Below are 17,151 nucleotides of genomic sequence, written 5' to 3'. Positions count from 1 at the left end.
CGCTCGCGTTCGGACAGCAGGAATCGCAATGTCGTCAGCAGGAGCCGTGCTCGCGCTCTTCCCCGTCGGCGCTGCGCTCGCCGCAGACCGCCAGGACTACGGCACCGAAGGGGTGACGGTCTCGGTTCTGATCACGCCCCTACAGGCCTGCGTCGGCGCGTGCGCCGGCGGTGGCGGCGCCGGGGGAGGAGCCGGGAGCGGCGGCCTCCCTCAGACGGGTGGCACGTTCCCGCTCGCCCTGTTCTGGATCGCGGCGGCACTGCTCGCCGTGGGTCTGATCTTCGTCCTGTGGCAGCGCACGCGCCCCGTCGGCCTGGAGGCGCTGGTCGCCGGCCGCCGCACCCCCTTCGCCCGCATCAGCGGACGCCCCGCGATGACGACGGACGCCGAGTCCGCTCGGGCGGACCGTTCCGTCGCGCCCGACAGCGCCTCCGCTCCGGACGGCGAGCGAGGAGACCCCCAGTGTCGGAGGATGTGACACGGGGTTGGCAGCGACCCAGCATCTACGATGTCGCGCGTCAGGCGGGGGTCTCGCACATGACCGTCTCGCGCGTGCTCAACGGTCACCCGAACATCCGTGAGACCACTCGCGAGCGCGTCACCCGCGCCATCGACGAGATGAACTACACGCGCAGCTCGATCGCCCGGGCGCTCGCGACCCGGCGGGCGATGCGCATCGGCGTGCTCGTCGACGGTCCCGTCCAGTACGGCCCGAACAGCACCCTGCGCGCGCTCGAGAGCGCCGCGCGCGATGTCGGGTACGCGATCAGCGCCTTCTCGATCTCCGAGGACGAAGAGTCCCAGATCGACACGGGCGTCGTGGAGCTCGTGACCCAGGGCGTGGACGCCCTGTGCGTCATCGCTCCGCGGGCGTCGTCGCTCGACATCCTCCGCCAGCAGACCACCGGCCTTCCGACGATCGTCATCAGGGCGGAACCGGATGCCGCGTGGCACACGGTCGCGGTGGATCAGCGCGCTGGAGCCACCCTGGCGGTCTCCCACCTCATCGAGCTCGGTCATCGCCGCATCCTGCACGTCGCCGGCCCCCTCGACTGGTACGACGCCCGCGAGCGTCAGGAGGGCTGGCGGGACGCGTTGACGACTGCGGGCCTCCCCGTGGTCGACCCCGTGGCGGGCGACTGGACCTCGGACTACGGCTACGAGTTCGGCATGACGTACGACTTCGACGACGTGACCGCGGTCTTCGCCGCCAACGACCAGATGGCCCTCGGCCTCGTGCACGGTCTGTGCCAGCGCGGCCTCAGCGTGCCGCACGACGTCAGCGTCGTCGGCTTCGACGACCTGCCCGATGCGCGGCACTTCCTGCCGCCGCTCACGACCGTCCGCCAGGACTTCGCCGCCCTCGGCGAGCGCGCCCTCAAGCACGTCATCGACGCGATCGACGGCGAGGAGGACCACGTGCGGCACGACGTCATCGAGCCGCGGCTCATCGTGCGCTCCTCGACCGGGGCGCCCCGGGCCTGACCGCTCGGCGGGCTTGTCCGCCTGCATCGACAGTCGCCTCGGCCGCCCGCACGACGCACCCTCGCCACACACCCCGATCCGTCTTCGGACGGGCGGAAGAGTCCGCGCGGAGGTAGGACGAACTGCCCGTGTGCTCCTGCGCTCGCGCGTTCTCCTCCCCCCGTGGGGCCGGCGTGACGCGGGCCGGCCACGGCGAGGCATCCGTCGCCCCTTTGCGGCTCGGACGGGCGTAGGAGTGCGCGCGGAGGTAGGAGGAATCCTGCCGTGCGGTCCTACGCTCGCGCGTTCTCCTGCCCCTGTGCGGCCGGAGGGGCGCAGCGTGGCGCGGCCCAGGCATCCGTCTCATCCTTCGCAGCCGCGTGCCTCGACCCGGCCCCGCACGGGCGTAGGAGTCCGCGCGGAGGGAGGACGAACGGCCCCGCTCCGGTCCTACCCTCGCGCGTTCTCCTACCCTCGTGCGGGAGTCGCCGGTGGGTGGACATCGGCGCGGTCGCGCGGGTGCGCGGTCGCGTGCGGGTGGAATGACGGATGCCGCGGCCGTCCGCGCAGCGCATCCCCGCCGCACACCTCGACCGACCAGCTGCCGCGTGCCTCGACCCAGCCCCCCACGGGCGTAGGAGTGCGCGCGGAGGTAGGAGGAATCCTGCCGTGCGGTCCTACGCTCGCGCGTTCTCCTGCCCCTGTGCGGCCGGAGGGGCGCAGCGTGGCGCGGCCCAGGCATCCGTCTCATCCTTCGCAGCCGCGTGCCTCGACCCGGCCCCGCACGGGCGTAGGAGTCCGCGCGGAGGTAGGAGGAATCCTGCCGTGCGGCCCTACGCTCGCGCGTTCTCCTACCCCGGTGAGGCCGACCGCGCCCGGCAAACCCGCGTCAGAGGCACTTCCGCGCGAGCGCTGGGTTGTTCGCGGTAACGAGAAAGTAACGAATATCCGAATCCGAGTTGCGCGGAGCCATTGTTAGCGCGCACAATGAGTGCACACACACCCGAGGGTGTCCCGCCCGGGGCACACACTTCTCTTCGACGAAGCGCGTCGGAGAGTCTCAAGGAGGAGATCACATGGCACACAAGAAGCGCATGCTGGGCGCGCTCGGCTTCATCGGCGTGGGCGTCCTCGCGCTCGGTCTCGCGGGCTGCTCCGGCGGCGGCGACGACAGCGGTGCAACCGGCGACGCGGGCGGCGAGGGCGACCTCACGACCGTCGGCTTCGTCGCGGTCGGCCCTGAGGGCGGCTGGCGCAACGCCAACGAGCAGGCCATCAAGGACGCGTTCTCCAAGGACGCCGGCTTCGACCTCAAGTACGCGCCCGCCGCGAGCCCGACCGACCAGAAGTCGCAGCTCGACGCGTTCTCGACGTTCGTCAACGACGAGGTCGACGTGATCCTCCTCACCGCGACCGAGGCGTCCGGCTGGGAAGACTCGCTGAAGCTCGCCCAGGAGGCGGAGATCCCCGTCATCCTGCTCGACCGTGGTGTCGACGCGAGCGACGACCTCTACGTCACGCGCATCGCCCCCGACAACGTGAAGGTTGCCGGCTCGGTCGGTGACTGGGCCGTTCAGACCTACCCCGAGGGTGCGAACTACTACGTCCTCGAGGGCGTCCCCGGCCTCTCGGTCGTCAACGAGCGCAACGAGGGCTTCGACAAGGCCATCGACGGCAAGACCGGCTGGAACAAGATCGGCGCGCAGACCGCCAACTGGACCGCTGACGAGGGCAAGTCGGTCATCGAGACCGTCCTCAAGGAGAACCCGAACCTCCAGTTCATCTTCGCTCAGAACGACGAGATGGGCATCGGCGCCGCCGCCGCCGTCACCGCCGCGGGCCTGGTCCCCGGCACCGACGTCAAGATCGCCACGATCGACGGCACCACGCCGGCACTCGAGGCGCTCGCCAAGGGCGACCTGAGCTTCGTCGCCCAGTACAACCCCTTCTTCGGCGACCTCGCCGTCGACGCGGTGCAGAAGGCCCTCGCGGGTGACGACGTCGAGAAGACGATCATCGTCCCGGGTGAGACCTTCGACTCGGCCGAGGCCGGTCAGGCCGCGATCGACGCGGGCAAGGGCTTCTGATCCGACTCAGCGTCGGCTAGAAGAAGATCAGGGCGAGCGGGGGTGGCCGTTCTCGGCGGCCCCCGCTCGTCCCTGTCTTCCTCCCGAATTCACGCAGGCCAGCAACAAGGAGTCACCCAGCGATGATTGAACCGATCGCGATCGTCGAGGTCCGCGACGCGTCCATAACCTTCCCGGGCGTCAAGGCGCTCGACGAGGTCAGCTTCCGGCTTCTTCCCGGCGAGGTTCACACCCTCATGGGGGAGAACGGCGCCGGAAAGTCCACGCTCATCAAGGCGCTGACCGGGGTTTACCAGATCGACTCCGGTGAGATCGTCGTGAACGGGGAAGTGCGCAACTTCGCCGGCACCGCGTCTGCGCAGGCCGCCGGGATCTCCACGGTGTACCAGGAGGTCAACCTCTGCACGAACCTGAGCATCGGCGAGAACGTCATGCTCGGCCACGAGGTGCGCGGCCTCACCGGCGTCAACTGGCGCAAGACCCACGCACAGGCCCGCGAGGCGCTCGCCCGCATGGGCCTGGGCGACCTCGACCCGCGCGCCCCCCTCTCGTCGCTCTCCATCGCGATGCAGCAGCTCGTCGCGATCAGCCGTGCGATGGTCACCGACTCGAAGGTGCTCATCCTCGACGAGCCCACCTCGAGCCTCGACGCGAACGAGGTCGAGGTTCTCTTCGCCGTCATCCGGCGACTTCGCGACCAGGGCGTCGCGATCCTCTTCGTCTCCCACTTCCTCGACCAGGTCTACGCGATCAGCGACCGCATCACGGTGCTGCGCAACGGCCGCTTCGTCGGCGAGTACCTCACGCGGGACCTCGACCGTACGCAGCTCATCTCCAAGATGATCGGCAAGGACTTCGAATCCCTCCGCGCCCTCGGCTCCAACCGGCAGACCGAGGTTCGCGACCGCGAGCAGACGCCGATCTTCGCCGCCGAAGGCCTCGGCCGTAAGGGCTCGATCGAACCCACCGATGTCGAGGTGCACGCCGGCGAGGTCGTGGGCTTCGCCGGCCTGCTCGGCGCGGGCCGCACCGAGCTCGCTCGTCTCATCGCCGGCGCCGACCGGGCCGACTCCGGCACCGTGCGCGTGCACGGCAAGAAGGTCTCGCTGAACTCGCCCGTCGCCGGCCTCGCGCACGGGATCGCCTACTCGACCGAGAACCGTCGCGAAGACGGCATCGTCGGCGACCTCAGCATCCGCGAGAACATCATGCTCGCCGTCCAGGCCCGTCGCGGCTGGTTCCGGCGCGTTCCCGCCCGCGAGGTCGACCAGATGGTCACCACCTACATGGAGCGCTTCAGCGTGCGCCCCAACGACCCGAACCGACCGATCCGCCTCCTCTCCGGCGGCAACCAGCAGAAGGTGCTCCTGGGCCGCTGGCTCGCCACGAACCCCGAGCTGCTGCTGCTGGACGAGCCCACGCGAGGCATCGACGTCGGCGCCAAGGCCGACATCCAGGAGACCGTCGCCGAGCTCGCCGAGGGCGGCATGGGCGTCGTGTTCATCTCGTCCGAGCTCGAAGAGGTCGTGCGCCTCTCGGAGCGCATCGTCATCCTCAAGGACCACCAGAAGGTGGGCGAGGTCGTGAACGGGCCGGAGGTGACCGCCGAGAGCATCGTGTCGGTCATCGCCACCGAATCAGGGGCGGAGGCGGAGGCCGAGGCCGACGCCCTCGCCGAAGGCGAACGCGACGCCGCGAACGAAGGGAACGCGTCATGAGCCGCGTCAAGACCGCACTCAGGACCCCGTGGTTCTGGGCCATCATCGGCATCGCGGTGCTTCTGCTGATCAACTCGATCAAGAACCCCGCGTACCTCGCGCTGAGCGTCAACCCGACGACGGGCCTGCTCACGGGCAATGTGCTCGACATCCTGCGCGTGTCGGCACCGATCATCATGATCGCGCTCGGCATGACGTTCGTCATCGCGACCGAGGGCATTGACCTCTCGGTCGGCTCGATGATGGCCGTCGGCGGCGCGGTGGCGATGCAGACGCTCGCGACGATCGACGACCCGACATCGCCCAGCGCGATGTTCGCTGCGATCGGCCTCGCGCTCGCCCTTGCCATCGTGCTCGGTGCGATCAACGGTCTTCTCGTCGCCGTGGTGGGCCTTCAGCCGTTCATCAGCACGCTCATCATGATGCTCGCCGCGCGCGGCATCGCCCGCGTCATCACGGACGGCCAGAACACCAACGCCACGAACGAGCCGTTCCGCCAGCTCTCCAACGGCCAGATCCTCGGCCTGCCGACGAGCTTCGTGATCGCGATCGCGATCGTCCTCATCATCGCCTTCTTCATGCGCCGCACGGCGCTCGGCCTCATGATCGAGTCGATCGGCATCAACCCGCACGCGAGCCGGCTCGCCGGCATCCGTCCCCGTCCGATCCTCTTCGGCGTGTACATCCTCTCGGCCGCCCTCGCTGCGGTCGGCGGTCTGTTCAGCGTCTCCGAGGTCATGACGGTGAGCGTCTCGGGCACCGGCAACCTGATGGAGCTCGACGCGATCCTCGCCGTCGTCATCGGCGGCACGTCGCTCGCCGGCGGCAAGTTCTCGATCCTGGGCTCGACCATCGGCGCGCTCCTCATCGCGACGCTCAACAAGACGGTCCTCTTCCTCGGCATCCCCGCGGCGGCGACCCCCGCATTCAAGGCGCTCGTCATCATCGCCCTCGTGCTGCTGCAGTCCGAGCGGATCCGGTCGTTCGCCTTCGGACGCGCCAAGCCCAAGGGAACGCCTCCCGGCCCCGCGAAGGCCGACGAGAGCGCACCCGTCACGAAGGAGAAGGAGGTCGTCGCATGAGCGCCCGCACTCTTGCCGAGTCCGTCCCGCCCGTAACCGATCTGCCCGAGAGCAAGCAGCCCCGGCAGACGAACCGCTTCTCGGGTCTGTGGGAGCGCAGCCAGACGCTGATCCCCACGCTCGCCGCCCTCGTGCTGCTGTTCGGCATGCTCATCTACGCGGAGATCGCCTACGGCCGCGTCTTCCACGCGGGCACGATGTCGAGCCTCCTGGTGAGCTTCGCGCCGACGATCATCCTCGCGGTCGGCATGACGATCGTCATCGTCTCGGCGGGCATCGACCTGTCGGTCGGCGCCGTCGTGGCCTTCAGCTCGGTCGCCGGCGTCATGCTCATGAACATCGGCGTCAACGGCTGGATCTCGATGCTCCTCATGATCGTGTTCGGCGCGATCTTCGGACTCATCTCCGGCGTCATGATCCAGTACTTCAACGTGCAGCCCTTCATCGCGACGCTCGCGATGATGTTCCTCGCGCGGGGACTCGCGTCGATCCTGTCGACCACTCCGGTCATCGCGCCCGAGGATTCCCCGATCCTGCTGCTGGCGACCGACTGGAAGATCATCGACGGACCGAAGGTCAACGACTTCACCATCACGCCCGGCCTGCTCATCGCCCTCCTGGTCGTCCTCGGCGGCATGTTCTTCATGCACCGCAGCCGCTCCGGCCGCACCGTCTACGCGATCGGCGGCAACGAGGGTTCAGCGCAGCTGATGGGCCTCCCGGTCGCCCGCACTCGCGTGTGGATCTACGTCGTCTCGGGGGCTCTCGCGGGTCTCGCCGCCGTCGTCTACACCGCCGAGGTCGGCGGCAAGGCGCAGAACGTGACCGGCATCGGGTGGGAGCTCGACGCCATCGCGGCCGTCGTCATCGGCGGCACGCTCCTCACGGGCGGCTACGGGTACGTCCTCGGATCGATCGTCGGCGTGTTCGTGCTCGCGGCGCTGCGCCTCATCATCACGAAGGACGGCACGATCAACCCCGAATACCTCACCATCATCACCGGCGCCGTGCTGCTCGTCTTCGTGCTGCTGCAGCGTGCGCTGACCAGGCGAAGGGCGAGCTGATGGCAGACGCGCAGATCGACGACCCGCAGATCGCGGCGGCCATCCAGAAGGTCCGCGAAGACGTCGCGTCGCTGCACGCGGAGCTCGTCCGCTACGGGCTGATCGTGTGGACGGGCGGGAACGTCTCGGGCCGCGTGCCCGGTGCCGACCTCTTCGTCATCAAGCCGTCGGGCGTGTCGTACGACGACCTCCGCCCCGACAACATGATCCTCTGCGACCTCGACGGCAACGTCATCCCGGCAACCCCCGGCAGCGACCGCAGCCCGTCCTCCGACACCGCGGCTCACGCCTACGTGTACCGCAACATGCCGCAGGTCGGGGGAGTCGTGCACACGCACTCCACCTACGCGGTGGCGTGGGCCGCGCGCGGCGAGGAGATCCCCTGCGTCATCACGGCGATGGCCGATGAGTTCGGTGGGCCGATCCCGATCGGCCCCTTCGCGATCATCGGCGACGACTCGATCGGCCGCGGCATCGTCGAGACGCTGACCGGTCACCGCTCGCGCGCCGTGCTGATGCAGAACCACGGTCCGTTCACGATCGGCGCCGACGCGAAGGACGCCGTGAAGGCGGCTGTCATGGTCGAGGACGTCGCCCGCACGGTGCACATCGCGCGCGAGGCGGGTCCGCTCATCCCCATCCCGCAGGAGGCGATCGACAGCCTGTTCGACCGCTACCAGAACGTCTACGGGCAGTCGGAGGACACGCGCCGATGAGCGCAGAGATGACGACGGATGCCGCGGCCGCGGCGATCCGCGAAGGACGCACGGCACTCGGCATCGAGTTCGGCTCCACCCGCATCAAGGCCTGCCTGGTCGACGCCGACAACCCGTCTAGCGTCCTCGCCGTCGGAAGCCACGAGTGGGAGAACGAGTTCGTCGGGCGCAGCTGGACGTATTCGCTCGAGTCGGTGTGGGCGGGCGTTCAGGATGCCTATGCCGGCGTCGTCGCCGATGTCGAGGCCCGCTACGGCGTCGCACTCGACAACGTCGGCGCGATCGGCGTCTCGGCGATGATGCACGGCTACCTCGCGTTCGACGAGGCGGACGCGCTTCTCGTCCCGTTCCGGACGTGGCGCAACACCAACACCGAGCGGTCGGCGGTCGTGCTGTCGGAGCTGTTCGGCGTCAACATCCCGCTCCGCTGGTCGATCGCGCACCTGTACCAGGCGGTCCTCGACGAGGAGCCGCACATCGGCAAGGTCTCCTTCTTCACGACCCTCGCCGGCTACGTGCACTGGAAGCTCACCGGCCGCAAGGTGCTGGGTGTCGGCGACGCGTCGGGCATGTTCCCCATCGACCCCGCGACCCGCGACTACGACTCCTCGATGATGGAGAAATTCGACCGGCTCGTCTCGGAGCGCGCCTACGGACTGCACGTCGGCGAGCTCCTGCCCGGGGTGCTCCTCGCGGGCGACGATGCGGGCACCCTGACCGCCGAGGGCGCCGCCCTGCTCGACCGGACCGGGGCCCTGCGGCCCGGCGCGGCGCTCTGCCCGCCCGAGGGCGACGCGGGCACCGGCATGGTCGCGACCGAGTCGGTCGCGCCGCGCACGGGCAATGTCAGCGCCGGCACGAGCATCTTCGCGATGGTCGTGCTCGAGCGTCCGCTCGAGCACGTGCACCACGAGCTCGACGTCGTGACCACGCCCGCGGGCGATCCCGTCGCGATGGTGCACTGCAACAACGGCGCGAGCGAGCTGGCGAGCTGGGTAGGGCTGTTCCAGCGCTTCGTGGCCGTCGCCGGCGGCGAGCTCGACACCGACGAGATCTTCGCGGTGCTGTTCCGGGAGTCGCTCGACGGCGATCCCGACGCGGGCGGCCTCCTCGCCTACAACCACCTCGCGGGGGAGCCCATCGCGGGGCTGTCGGAGGGGCGCCCGCTGTTCGTCCGCACGCCGGAGAGCCGCTTCACGCTGGCGAACTTCATGCGCGCGCAGCTCTACGGCGTGTTCGGCACGCTCGCGCTCGGCATGCGGGTGCTCGAGAGCGAAGGCGTCGCGCTCGACCGCATGTTCGCGCACGGCGGCATCTTCCGCACCGCGGGGGTCGCGCAGCGCTACCTCGCCGGCGCGCTCGGCGCTCCCGTCGCGGTCGGCGAGACGGCCTCCGAGGGCGGTGCGTGGGGCATCGCCGTGCTCGCGGCCTACCTCTCGGCGTCACCGGAGCTGCCGCTCGACGTCTACCTGCGCGAGCGGGTCTTCGCCGAGGCATCCGTCGACGTCGTCGACCCCGACCCCGAAGACGTCCCCGGATTCGCGGCGTACCTCTCGCGCTACCGCGCCGGACTCGCGGTCGAGGCCGCAGCCGTCTCCACGCTCTGACCCCCACCTCCCCCCGTTAGACCCCGAAGGAAAGCCCATGACCCGCACTCCGCTCACCACGTCTCTCGACGGCTACGAGATCTGGTTCGTCACCGGAAGCCAGGACCTCTACGGAGAAGAGACGCTGCGTCAGGTGGCCGAGCAGTCGCAGGCGGTGGCCGAGGGGCTCTCCGGTCTTCCGGTCAAGGTCGTGTGGAAGCCGGTGCTGAAGGACTCCGACTCGATCCGCCGGCTCGCGCTGGAGGTCAACGCGCGTGACGAGGTCATCGGCGTCGTGGCGTGGATGCACACCTTCAGCCCCGCGAAGATGTGGATCTCGGGGCTGGACGCGCTCCAGAAGCCGCTCCTCCACCTGCACACGCAGGCCAACGTCGAGCTGCCGTGGAACGACATCGACTTCGACTTCATGAACCTGAACCAGGCCGCGCACGGCGACCGCGAGTTCGGCTACATCCAGACCCGTCTGGGTGTCGCGCGCAAGACCGTCGTCGGCCACGTGTCGAATCCCGTCGTGCGTCAGCAGGTCGAGGACTGGCAGCGCGCGTCGGCGGGGTGGGCTGCCGCCCGCACGCTCAAGCTCGCGCGCTTCGGCGACAACATGCGCTACGTCGCGGTCACCGAGGGCGACAAGACCGAGGCCGAGCTGCGGTTCGGCGTCCAGGTCAACACGTGGGGCGTGAACGAACTCGCCGAGCGTGTCGCGCAGGCGACGGATGCCGAGATCGACGCGCTGGTCGAGGTCTACCTCGCCGAGTACGACGTGGTGGACGAGCTCCTCCCCGACGGCGACCGTCACCAGTCGCTGCGCGACGGTGCCGCGATCGAGGTCGGGCTGCGCTCGTTCCTCGAGGAGGGTGGCTTCGGCGCCTTCACCACCTCGTTCGAGGACCTCGGCGCACTCAAGCAGCTGCCGGGTCTCGCGGTGCAGCGCCTCATGGCCGAGGGCTACGGCTTCGGCGCCGAGGGCGACTGGAAGACGGCGATCCTCGTCCGCATCGCCAACGTGATGGGCTCGGGCCTGCCCGGCGGCGCGTCGCTCATGGAGGACTACACCTACGACCTCGTCGCGGGGGACGAGAAGATCCTCGGCGCGCACATGCTCGAGGTCGCTCCGTCGCTCTCGTCGCAGAGGGCGCGCCTCGAGATCCACCCGCTCGGCATCGGCGGCAAGGACGACCCGGTGCGCCTGGTCTTCACCGCCGACGCCGGCCCCGCTGTCGTCGTGGCCATGTCGGACATGCGCGACCGGTTCCGCCTCGTCGCGAACGTCGTCGAGAACGTCGACGCCCCCGACCTCCCCAACCTTCCCGTCGGCCGCGCCGTCTGGAAGCCCGCGCCCGACTTCGCCACCTCGGCCTCCTGCTGGCTCGCTGCGGGCGCCGCGCACCACACCGTGATGACCACGCAGGTGGGCATCGAGGTGTTCCGCGACTTCGCCGAGATCGCCAAGACCGAGCTGGTCGTCATCGACGAAGACACCACCGTCCGCGACTTCCAGCGGGAGCTCCGCTGGAACCAGGCGTACTACCGACTCGCCCAGGGGCTCTGAACGACGCTCGAACCCGTCGCCCATCCGACAGCCCCACCACCACCACCCAGAGGAAGGTCTCGCAGATGAGATCAGGATCCACCACCAAGAAGTGGAGCACGGGCCGCCGAGGCTTCGGTCGTCGCGCTCTCGCTTCGTCGCTCGCGGGCGCCCTCGCCGTCACGGGCTTCGGCCTCGCGGCGCCGACCGCCGCGCAGGCCGCGGACGTTCCGACGCCCTCGGCGCACTACGACATGTCGCACGCCGGCACGTCGCTGCTCGACGTGTCGGGCAACGGACGCAACGCCACGCTCACCAGCCTGACCGACTCATCGTTCGTCAAGGTCGGCACCAGCGATGACGTGCTGCGCTTCAAGGCGGACGGCTATGCGTCGCTGCCCAAGGGTCTGGTCACGGGCACCGACAACGACTTCACCGTCGAGTACACCGTCACGACGCAGACCGCCGGAAACCATTTCGGCTGGGTCATCGGCGACGGCGTCGGACCGTGGAACACGACGCAGCTCGGAAACCACATCTTCCTCAGCCCCGACTCGGCGCAGGGCGGGTACTCCAACCAGGTGCTCGCGGCGATCCGCGTGAAGTCCGGCACCGACAACGGCGAGACCCGCATGCCCGCCGGCGGTGGCCTGAACCCCGGGTTCACGACCCTCACGATGGTGGGCTCGGGCCAGACGCTCACCCTCTACCGGGACGGCGCGGTCATCTCGACCCTCACCCACACGCGGTCGCTCAGCTCGATCATCCCCGCCGGCAACGTGCTCGGCTACCTCGGCCGCTCGCTGTACCAGGGCGACTCGCTTCTGCGCGCCGACGTGACCGACGTCAAGTTCTGGGACTCGGCGCTCACCGCCGACCAGGTGACCTCGAGCATGCCGAGCGCCGCCGACAAGAAGGCGTCGACCGACGGCATCATCCGTCTCGACATCACCCCGACGGTCCTCGGCGCCAACCCGTCGCTCGACCAGGTGACGAGCAAGCTGACGCTCCCGGCATCCTCGAACGGCATCTCGCTCACGTGGGCGAGCTCGAACCCCGCCGTCGTCTCGACGACCGGCACGGTCTCGCGCGCGATCACCTCCGACACGCCCGTCACGCTCACCGCGACGACGTCGCTCGGCACGACGATCACCATCGATGTGATCGTGAAGGCGCCCAACGTGTCGGCCGACCTCGACGCCATCGTCCTCGCGCAGCGCACGACCGAGAACCTGCCCCTCGCGGTGAAGGGCTCGGCCAACGGCGCCGCCATCACGTGGACGTCGTCCGACCCCGCCCTGGTGACGGGGACGGATGCCGCGTACACGGCGCCCGCCGTCGGGGCGGCCGACCCGTATGCCGGTGGCGGCATCGTCACGCGTCCCGCCTACGGCGAGGGCGACAAGCAGGTCACGCTCACCGCGCACGCGACGCTCAACGGCCAGGTCCAGGAGCGCGCGTTCCAGGTGACCGTCGCCGAGAAGGGCCGCTGGGCTCCTGACGCGGGCTACGCCGCGGCGTACTTCAAGTCGGACTCCGACGAGAAGATCTACCAGGCGGCGACGTCGGGCAACGACTTCTTCACGTTCTCGCCGGTCAACGGCGGCAACCCCGTCATCACGTCGACCGCCGACACGAAGGGCCTCCGCGACCCGTACATCCTCCGTTCCAAGGACGGCGACAAGTACTACATGGTCGCGACCGACCTCTGCATCAGCTGCGGAACGGGCTGGGGTCCGGCGCAGTCGGCCGGCAGCCTCAAGATCGAGGTGTGGGAGTCCACCGACCTCGTGAAGTGGACGCGCACCAACGGCGCCAACACCGGCATCACGATCAACCAGCCCGAGGCCGGCATGACGTGGGCGCCCGAGGCGTACTGGGATGACGAGCTGCAGTCGTACGTCGTGTTCTTCGCATCGCGCCTGTACGCCGACGCCGCGCACTCGAACGGTGACAAGCTGTACGCCCGCATGTTCTACGTGCTGACCCGCGACTTCCGCACCTTCACGTACCCGCCCGCCAGCTGGCAGGACACCGGTTACGCGCGGATCGACTCCACCGTCACGAAGATCGGCGACTTCTACTACCGCTTCACGAAGAACGAGGAAGGCGGCGCAGCCGGCCCGCTCGAGGCGGGCAAGGACATCTTCCTCGAGAAGTCCAAGGTGCTCACGGCTCCCACGACGCAGTCGAACTGGTCGGCCGACCCGAACACCACGTGGCAGCTCACCGACACGCGCATGACGAGCCTCGAGACCGGTCAGGCCGGTGAAGGCCCCGAGATCGTCAAACTCAATGCGGGCGACCCGAACAACAACACCGCGGGCGACGGCTATGTCTTCCTCGTCGACAACTACGGAGCGGGCGGCTACCGCGCGTTCCTGACGAGCGGCTCGGCCATCGCGTCGAGCTCGCAGGCGGACCGCCTCTCGCAGCGCGCCGACTGGAACGTCCGTCCCGTCGGCGGCCTTCCCGCCAGCCCCCGTCACGGCTCGTTCGTGAGCGTCAACCAGTCGGTGCTCAACGCCGTCAACACGTGGACCTCGGTCAAGGCCGTCGCATCCACCACGACCCTCACGGCCGACGGCCGCGAGGTCACGGCCGAGGTCGAGGCTGCCGACGGCGGCGACGTCGCGGGCACCGTGACCTTCACGGGCGGCTCGTGGAGCAAGACGGTCACGCTCGTCTCCGGCGCCGCGACCGTCGAGGTTCCGACCGGTGTCGGCAGCGTCACGGCGAAGTACGACGGCTACGCCGACGGGCTGGTGAGCGTGTCGACGTCGTCGGCGGTCTCGCTGGCGGTCGACATCGTCACGACCGCCGCGACGCGCTGCGTCGCAGGCAAGATCACCGAGGTGCTCTCGGTCCGAAACGGCGACACGGTCTCGGCCGACGTCACCGTTGCCGGAGCGTACGGCAGCAAGACCGTCACGGTCGCCGCAGGAAAGACCGTCTCGGTCGCGTTCTCGACGCGCCTCACGTCGATGCCCGCCGACAGCGTCTCGGTCACCGCGACCGCGACCGACGGGCGCAGCCACTCCTCCACCGTCACGGTGGCAGCCGTCAGCTGCAAGTGATCCCACAGCGAAGGGTCCGCGCTCTCCGGCGCGGGCCCTTCGCCATGGGCGGTGCGGGACGAGGCATCCGCTCCCGCCGCTAATCTGAACATCGCCCGGTCTCCCGAGCGATCCACCCTTCGACCCAGGAGTCCCCCCATGGCCCGCACGCCCGTCTCCGGCATCCAGCACACCCTCCGTTCCGGCGCCTACGAGGCGGTCATCGCCAGCGTCGGCGCGTCGCTTCGTGCGCTGCGCCACGACGGCCGCGACCTCGTCGTGCCCTTCGAGGTCGACGAGCTGCGTCCGGGCTATCGAGGCACGACGCTCGCGCCCTGGCCGAATCGCGTCGTCGACGGGCGGTACTCCTTCGGGGGCACCGATCACCAGCTCGCGCTGACGGAGCCCGGTCGCGGCCACGCGCTGCACGGGCTCTCGCCCTGGCTCGACTTCCACGTCACCGATCGCGGCACCGACCATGTGACGCTCTCGGCGACGATCGAGCCGCAGGCCGGCTACCCGTGGCGCGTCGAGGTGACGACGACCTACTCGCTCTCGACCGACGGCCTCACCCAGTCGGTCCGTGCGCGCAACGACAGCGCCGAGCCGGCGCCGTGGGGGACCGGCCCCCACCCCTACCTCGTCGCCGGTTCGTCGCCGCTGGACGAGTGGACCTTCCGGCTTCCTGCCGACGACGTGCTGCTCGTGACCGACAGCCGCCTCATCCCGACCTCGCTCACGCCGGTGGCCGAGGCCGACGCCGCGCGGTTCGACTACCGCGAAGCCCGCGTGCTCGGCGGGGTCGAGATCGACCACGCCTACTCGGGCCTCGGGCGCGACGCCGACGGCTTCACGACGGCCACCCTGACGGATGCCTCCGGCGCCGGCGTCGCGATGACGTGGGACGAGGCCTGCCCCTGGGTGCAGATCCACACGGCCGACCTTCCGGGCGGTGACATCACGCCCGGGCACCGCGCGGGCCTCGCGGTCGAGCCGATGACGTGCGCGCCCGACGCCTACAACGCCGCCACGTACGACTACGACGCGGGGCTCATCGTGCTCGAGCCGGGCGCGGAGTCGGCGGCCTCCTGGCGCATCTTCGCGGTCTGAGGTCGCGCCGGCGGATGCCGTGGGCCGTGGATGCCGGGGGCCGTGGACGCCGGGCGTGCTCGGCGGTGGCTGGGCTGCGGGGCCGGCCCGCGATGTCGACCGCGGCGGGCGCGCGATCAGTGGTGGTGGGGGTCTTCGATGACCCCGCCGTGCACGCTGTGATCCGGCGCGAGCCGTCCCGCCTCGGTCGCCCCGAGCGCCGGGGTGACGAGCGCTGAGACGACGACCGCCGCCACGAAGATCCCGGCGAGCCGGGGCTTCGAGCTCGGGGCGTTCTCGTGCCGTGTCGTCGCGCGGAGGGCCCGACCGCAGCCGATGGCCGTCGCGACGAGGAGGACGGATGCCGCGGCCACCGCGAAGACGCTCGTGCGCGCGGGATCGGCGGCGAGTGCCAGGCCCCCGGCGACGAGACCCGCGAGGGCGCCCACGACACTCGCCCGCGGCGCGATGAGGCGTCCGCGGGCGAGTGTCACCGCCCCCCAGGCGAGGGCGAGAAGAGCGAGCGCGATGAGCAGAAGACCGGCTGGCTGTACGGTCGATCCGCTCACCGCGCCCGCACCGAGTGCGAACAGGACGAGCCCTGCTCCCCAGCCCGTGATCGCGGGCCACACGGCGGCTGCGGCATCCCGGGTCCCCCCGCGGGTGGCCGGCGCCATGGATGCCCGGATCACGGTCAGCACGTCTGTCGCGTCTCGGTGAGTCAGGCCGTGCGGCCCGACAGTTCGGGGCTGCGGTCGGCGGCGAGTCCGACGCCCAGCAGCACGATGGCGCTTGCCAGGTGCAGGAAGTGGTCGAAGGTGTTGAGCGCCAGGATGTTCAGCGCCGTTCCGACGAGGAAGAAGCCGACGATGCCGAGGAGCAGGTAGACCGCTCCGACGGTGATGTTCGTCGTCTTGGCCGCCTTGACCGACATGAGCCCGGTGGCGAGCAGTGCCGCTCCGATGAGGAGGTGCGCGACGTTGTGCAACGGGTTCACCTCGAAGATGCCGAGGAGCAGCCCGCCCTTTGTGGCGATGAAGCCGACGCCGCCGGTGACGGCGAAGCCCAGCAGACCGACGAGTAGGTATACCGCGCCGAAGACCGTGGCGACGATGCGGTTCGGTGAAGAGCTCATGAGGACCTCCTGTTCGCGCACGGCTCTCGTGCGGCGTCGGGTGTTCTTCGGAGCCCGGCAGGGATCGGTTTGGACGGATTCCCTTCGCGGCATCCATGCTTCGGAGCCCGGACGTGCCGGCGAGCGGAGCCGTGGCGCGGGCCGTTCGTCGCCGCCCCTGTCAGACTCGTGCCGTGCGATTCGAGTCGACGATGCGTCAGATCGGCAACAACACCGGGATCGAGGTGCCGCCCGAGGTCATCGAGGCGCTCGACGGGGGGAGGCGCCCGGCCGTCAAGGTCTCGGTCAACGGCTTCGAGTATGAGAGCACCGCGGCCGTTATGGGTGGCAAAACCCTCATCCCGTTCAGCTCCGACAAGCGTGCCGCGAGCGGCATCAAAGGCGGCGACGCGATCACGGTCGACGTCGAGCTCGATACCGCGCCGCGAATCGTCGCGGTTCCCGACGACCTGGCGAGCGCCTTGGCTGCCGCGGGACTGCGCGAGCACTTCGACGCGCTCGCCCCGAGCCACCGCAAGGCGCACGTCACGAGCGTCGAGTCGGCGAAGGCGCCCGAGACCCGGGCGCGCCGCATCGAGGCCGTCGTGACGAAGCTCGCCGGCTGA

Annotated in this window: 14 protein-coding genes; 12 read left to right on the top strand and 2 right to left on the bottom strand. The window is 69.8% G+C overall.

Annotated features, from left to right (window positions below; translation table 11 throughout):
• Nucleotides 1-28 precede the first annotated feature (28 nt).
• From ACSBPH_RS07525 to ACSBPH_RS07475, 11 genes are all read left to right on the top strand, one after another.
• Nucleotides 29-478, top strand: coding sequence for an LPXTG cell wall anchor domain-containing protein (locus ACSBPH_RS07525; RefSeq protein WP_442576967.1), 450 nt, complete (start codon nt 29-31; stop codon nt 476-478).
• Between the two features lie 59 nt (nt 479-537).
• A complete protein-coding gene (locus tag ACSBPH_RS07520) occupies nt 538-1,485 on the top strand; it encodes a LacI family DNA-binding transcriptional regulator (RefSeq protein WP_442576966.1) in 948 nt (315 codons plus the stop codon).
• Between the two features lie 1,055 nt (nt 1,486-2,540).
• Complete coding sequence (locus ACSBPH_RS07515; RefSeq protein WP_442576965.1) at nt 2,541-3,551, top strand: substrate-binding domain-containing protein; 1,011 nt, start codon at nt 2,541-2,543, stop codon at nt 3,549-3,551.
• Nucleotides 3,552-3,673: 122 nt separating this feature from the next.
• Entirely contained in the window at nt 3,674-5,269 is a 1,596-nt protein-coding gene (locus ACSBPH_RS07510) for a sugar ABC transporter ATP-binding protein (protein WP_442576964.1), read from the top strand.
• Nucleotides 5,266-6,351 (top strand): ABC transporter permease, encoded by a 1,086-nt coding sequence (locus ACSBPH_RS07505; RefSeq protein ID WP_442576963.1) that lies wholly within the window; start codon nt 5,266-5,268, stop codon nt 6,349-6,351. The genes ACSBPH_RS07510 and ACSBPH_RS07505 overlap by 4 nt, the downstream gene beginning before the upstream one ends.
• Nucleotides 6,348-7,415: an ABC transporter permease gene (locus ACSBPH_RS07500; protein ID WP_442576962.1), complete on the top strand. Its 1,068-nt coding sequence runs from the start codon at nt 6,348-6,350 to the stop codon at nt 7,413-7,415. The genes ACSBPH_RS07505 and ACSBPH_RS07500 overlap by 4 nt, the downstream gene beginning before the upstream one ends.
• Nucleotides 7,415-8,131 (top strand): L-ribulose-5-phosphate 4-epimerase, encoded by a 717-nt coding sequence (locus ACSBPH_RS07495; protein ID WP_442576961.1) that lies wholly within the window; start codon nt 7,415-7,417, stop codon nt 8,129-8,131. The genes ACSBPH_RS07500 and ACSBPH_RS07495 overlap by 1 nt, the downstream gene beginning before the upstream one ends.
• The gene (locus ACSBPH_RS07490; RefSeq protein ID WP_442576960.1) at nt 8,128-9,738 is read left to right on the top strand and encodes a xylulokinase; all 1,611 of its coding nucleotides are present in this window, start codon (nt 8,128-8,130) and stop codon (nt 9,736-9,738) included. Before ACSBPH_RS07495 ends, ACSBPH_RS07490 begins: the two co-directional genes overlap by 4 nt.
• A 37-nt stretch (nt 9,739-9,775) precedes the next feature.
• A complete protein-coding gene (araA, locus tag ACSBPH_RS07485) occupies nt 9,776-11,287 on the top strand; it encodes an L-arabinose isomerase (protein ID WP_442576959.1) in 1,512 nt (503 codons plus the stop codon).
• Nucleotides 11,288-11,352: 65 nt separating this feature from the next.
• On the top strand, nt 11,353-14,343 hold the full coding sequence (locus ACSBPH_RS07480; protein ID WP_442576958.1) for an immunoglobulin-like domain-containing protein: 2,991 nt from the start codon (nt 11,353-11,355) through the stop codon (nt 14,341-14,343).
• Nucleotides 14,344-14,481: 138 nt separating this feature from the next.
• Nucleotides 14,482-15,432, top strand: coding sequence for an aldose 1-epimerase family protein (locus tag ACSBPH_RS07475; RefSeq protein ID WP_442576957.1), 951 nt, complete (start codon nt 14,482-14,484; stop codon nt 15,430-15,432).
• 116 nt (nt 15,433-15,548) lie between these two features.
• On the opposite strand, the gene ACSBPH_RS07470 is transcribed toward ACSBPH_RS07475, so the two are convergent.
• Nucleotides 15,549-16,112, bottom strand: a complete 564-nt coding sequence (locus ACSBPH_RS07470) for a hypothetical protein (protein ID WP_442576956.1) — start codon at nt 16,110-16,112, stop codon at nt 15,549-15,551.
• 20 nt (nt 16,113-16,132) lie between these two features.
• Nucleotides 16,133-16,546 (bottom strand): DUF4383 domain-containing protein, encoded by a 414-nt coding sequence (locus tag ACSBPH_RS07465; protein ID WP_442576955.1) that lies wholly within the window; start codon nt 16,544-16,546, stop codon nt 16,133-16,135.
• A gap of 173 nt (nt 16,547-16,719) precedes the next feature.
• Here ACSBPH_RS07465 and ACSBPH_RS07460 point away from each other — a divergent pair, with 173 nt between their 5' ends.
• The gene (locus ACSBPH_RS07460; RefSeq protein ID WP_442576954.1) at nt 16,720-17,151 is read left to right on the top strand and encodes a YdeI/OmpD-associated family protein; all 432 of its coding nucleotides are present in this window, start codon (nt 16,720-16,722) and stop codon (nt 17,149-17,151) included.

The organism is Microbacterium sp. F51-2R, from assembly GCF_052180235.1.
In the GTDB taxonomy this organism is placed as follows: Bacteria; Actinomycetota; Actinomycetes; order Actinomycetales; family Microbacteriaceae; genus Microbacterium.
Note: the sequence above shows the minus strand (reverse complement) of the source record. Positions and strands in the feature narration are given on the sequence as shown.

Coding starts and splice junctions, on each gene's coding strand:
- ACSBPH_RS07525 (WP_442576967.1), top strand. CDS start 29: ATGTCGTCAGCAGGAGCCGTGCTCGCGCTCTTCCCCGTCGGCGCTGCG.
- ACSBPH_RS07520 (WP_442576966.1), top strand. CDS start 538: ATGACCGTCTCGCGCGTGCTCAACGGTCACCCGAACATCCGTGAGACC.
- ACSBPH_RS07515 (WP_442576965.1), top strand. CDS start 2,541: ATGGCACACAAGAAGCGCATGCTGGGCGCGCTCGGCTTCATCGGCGTG.
- ACSBPH_RS07510 (WP_442576964.1), top strand. CDS start 3,674: ATGATTGAACCGATCGCGATCGTCGAGGTCCGCGACGCGTCCATAACC.
- ACSBPH_RS07505 (WP_442576963.1), top strand. CDS start 5,266: ATGAGCCGCGTCAAGACCGCACTCAGGACCCCGTGGTTCTGGGCCATC.
- ACSBPH_RS07500 (WP_442576962.1), top strand. CDS start 6,348: ATGAGCGCCCGCACTCTTGCCGAGTCCGTCCCGCCCGTAACCGATCTG.
- ACSBPH_RS07495 (WP_442576961.1), top strand. CDS start 7,415: ATGGCAGACGCGCAGATCGACGACCCGCAGATCGCGGCGGCCATCCAG.
- ACSBPH_RS07490 (WP_442576960.1), top strand. CDS start 8,128: ATGAGCGCAGAGATGACGACGGATGCCGCGGCCGCGGCGATCCGCGAA.
- araA (WP_442576959.1), top strand. CDS start 9,776: ATGACCCGCACTCCGCTCACCACGTCTCTCGACGGCTACGAGATCTGG.
- ACSBPH_RS07480 (WP_442576958.1), top strand. CDS start 11,353: ATGAGATCAGGATCCACCACCAAGAAGTGGAGCACGGGCCGCCGAGGC.
- ACSBPH_RS07475 (WP_442576957.1), top strand. CDS start 14,482: ATGGCCCGCACGCCCGTCTCCGGCATCCAGCACACCCTCCGTTCCGGC.
- ACSBPH_RS07465 (WP_442576955.1), bottom strand. CDS start 16,546: ATGAGCTCTTCACCGAACCGCATCGTCGCCACGGTCTTCGGCGCGGTA.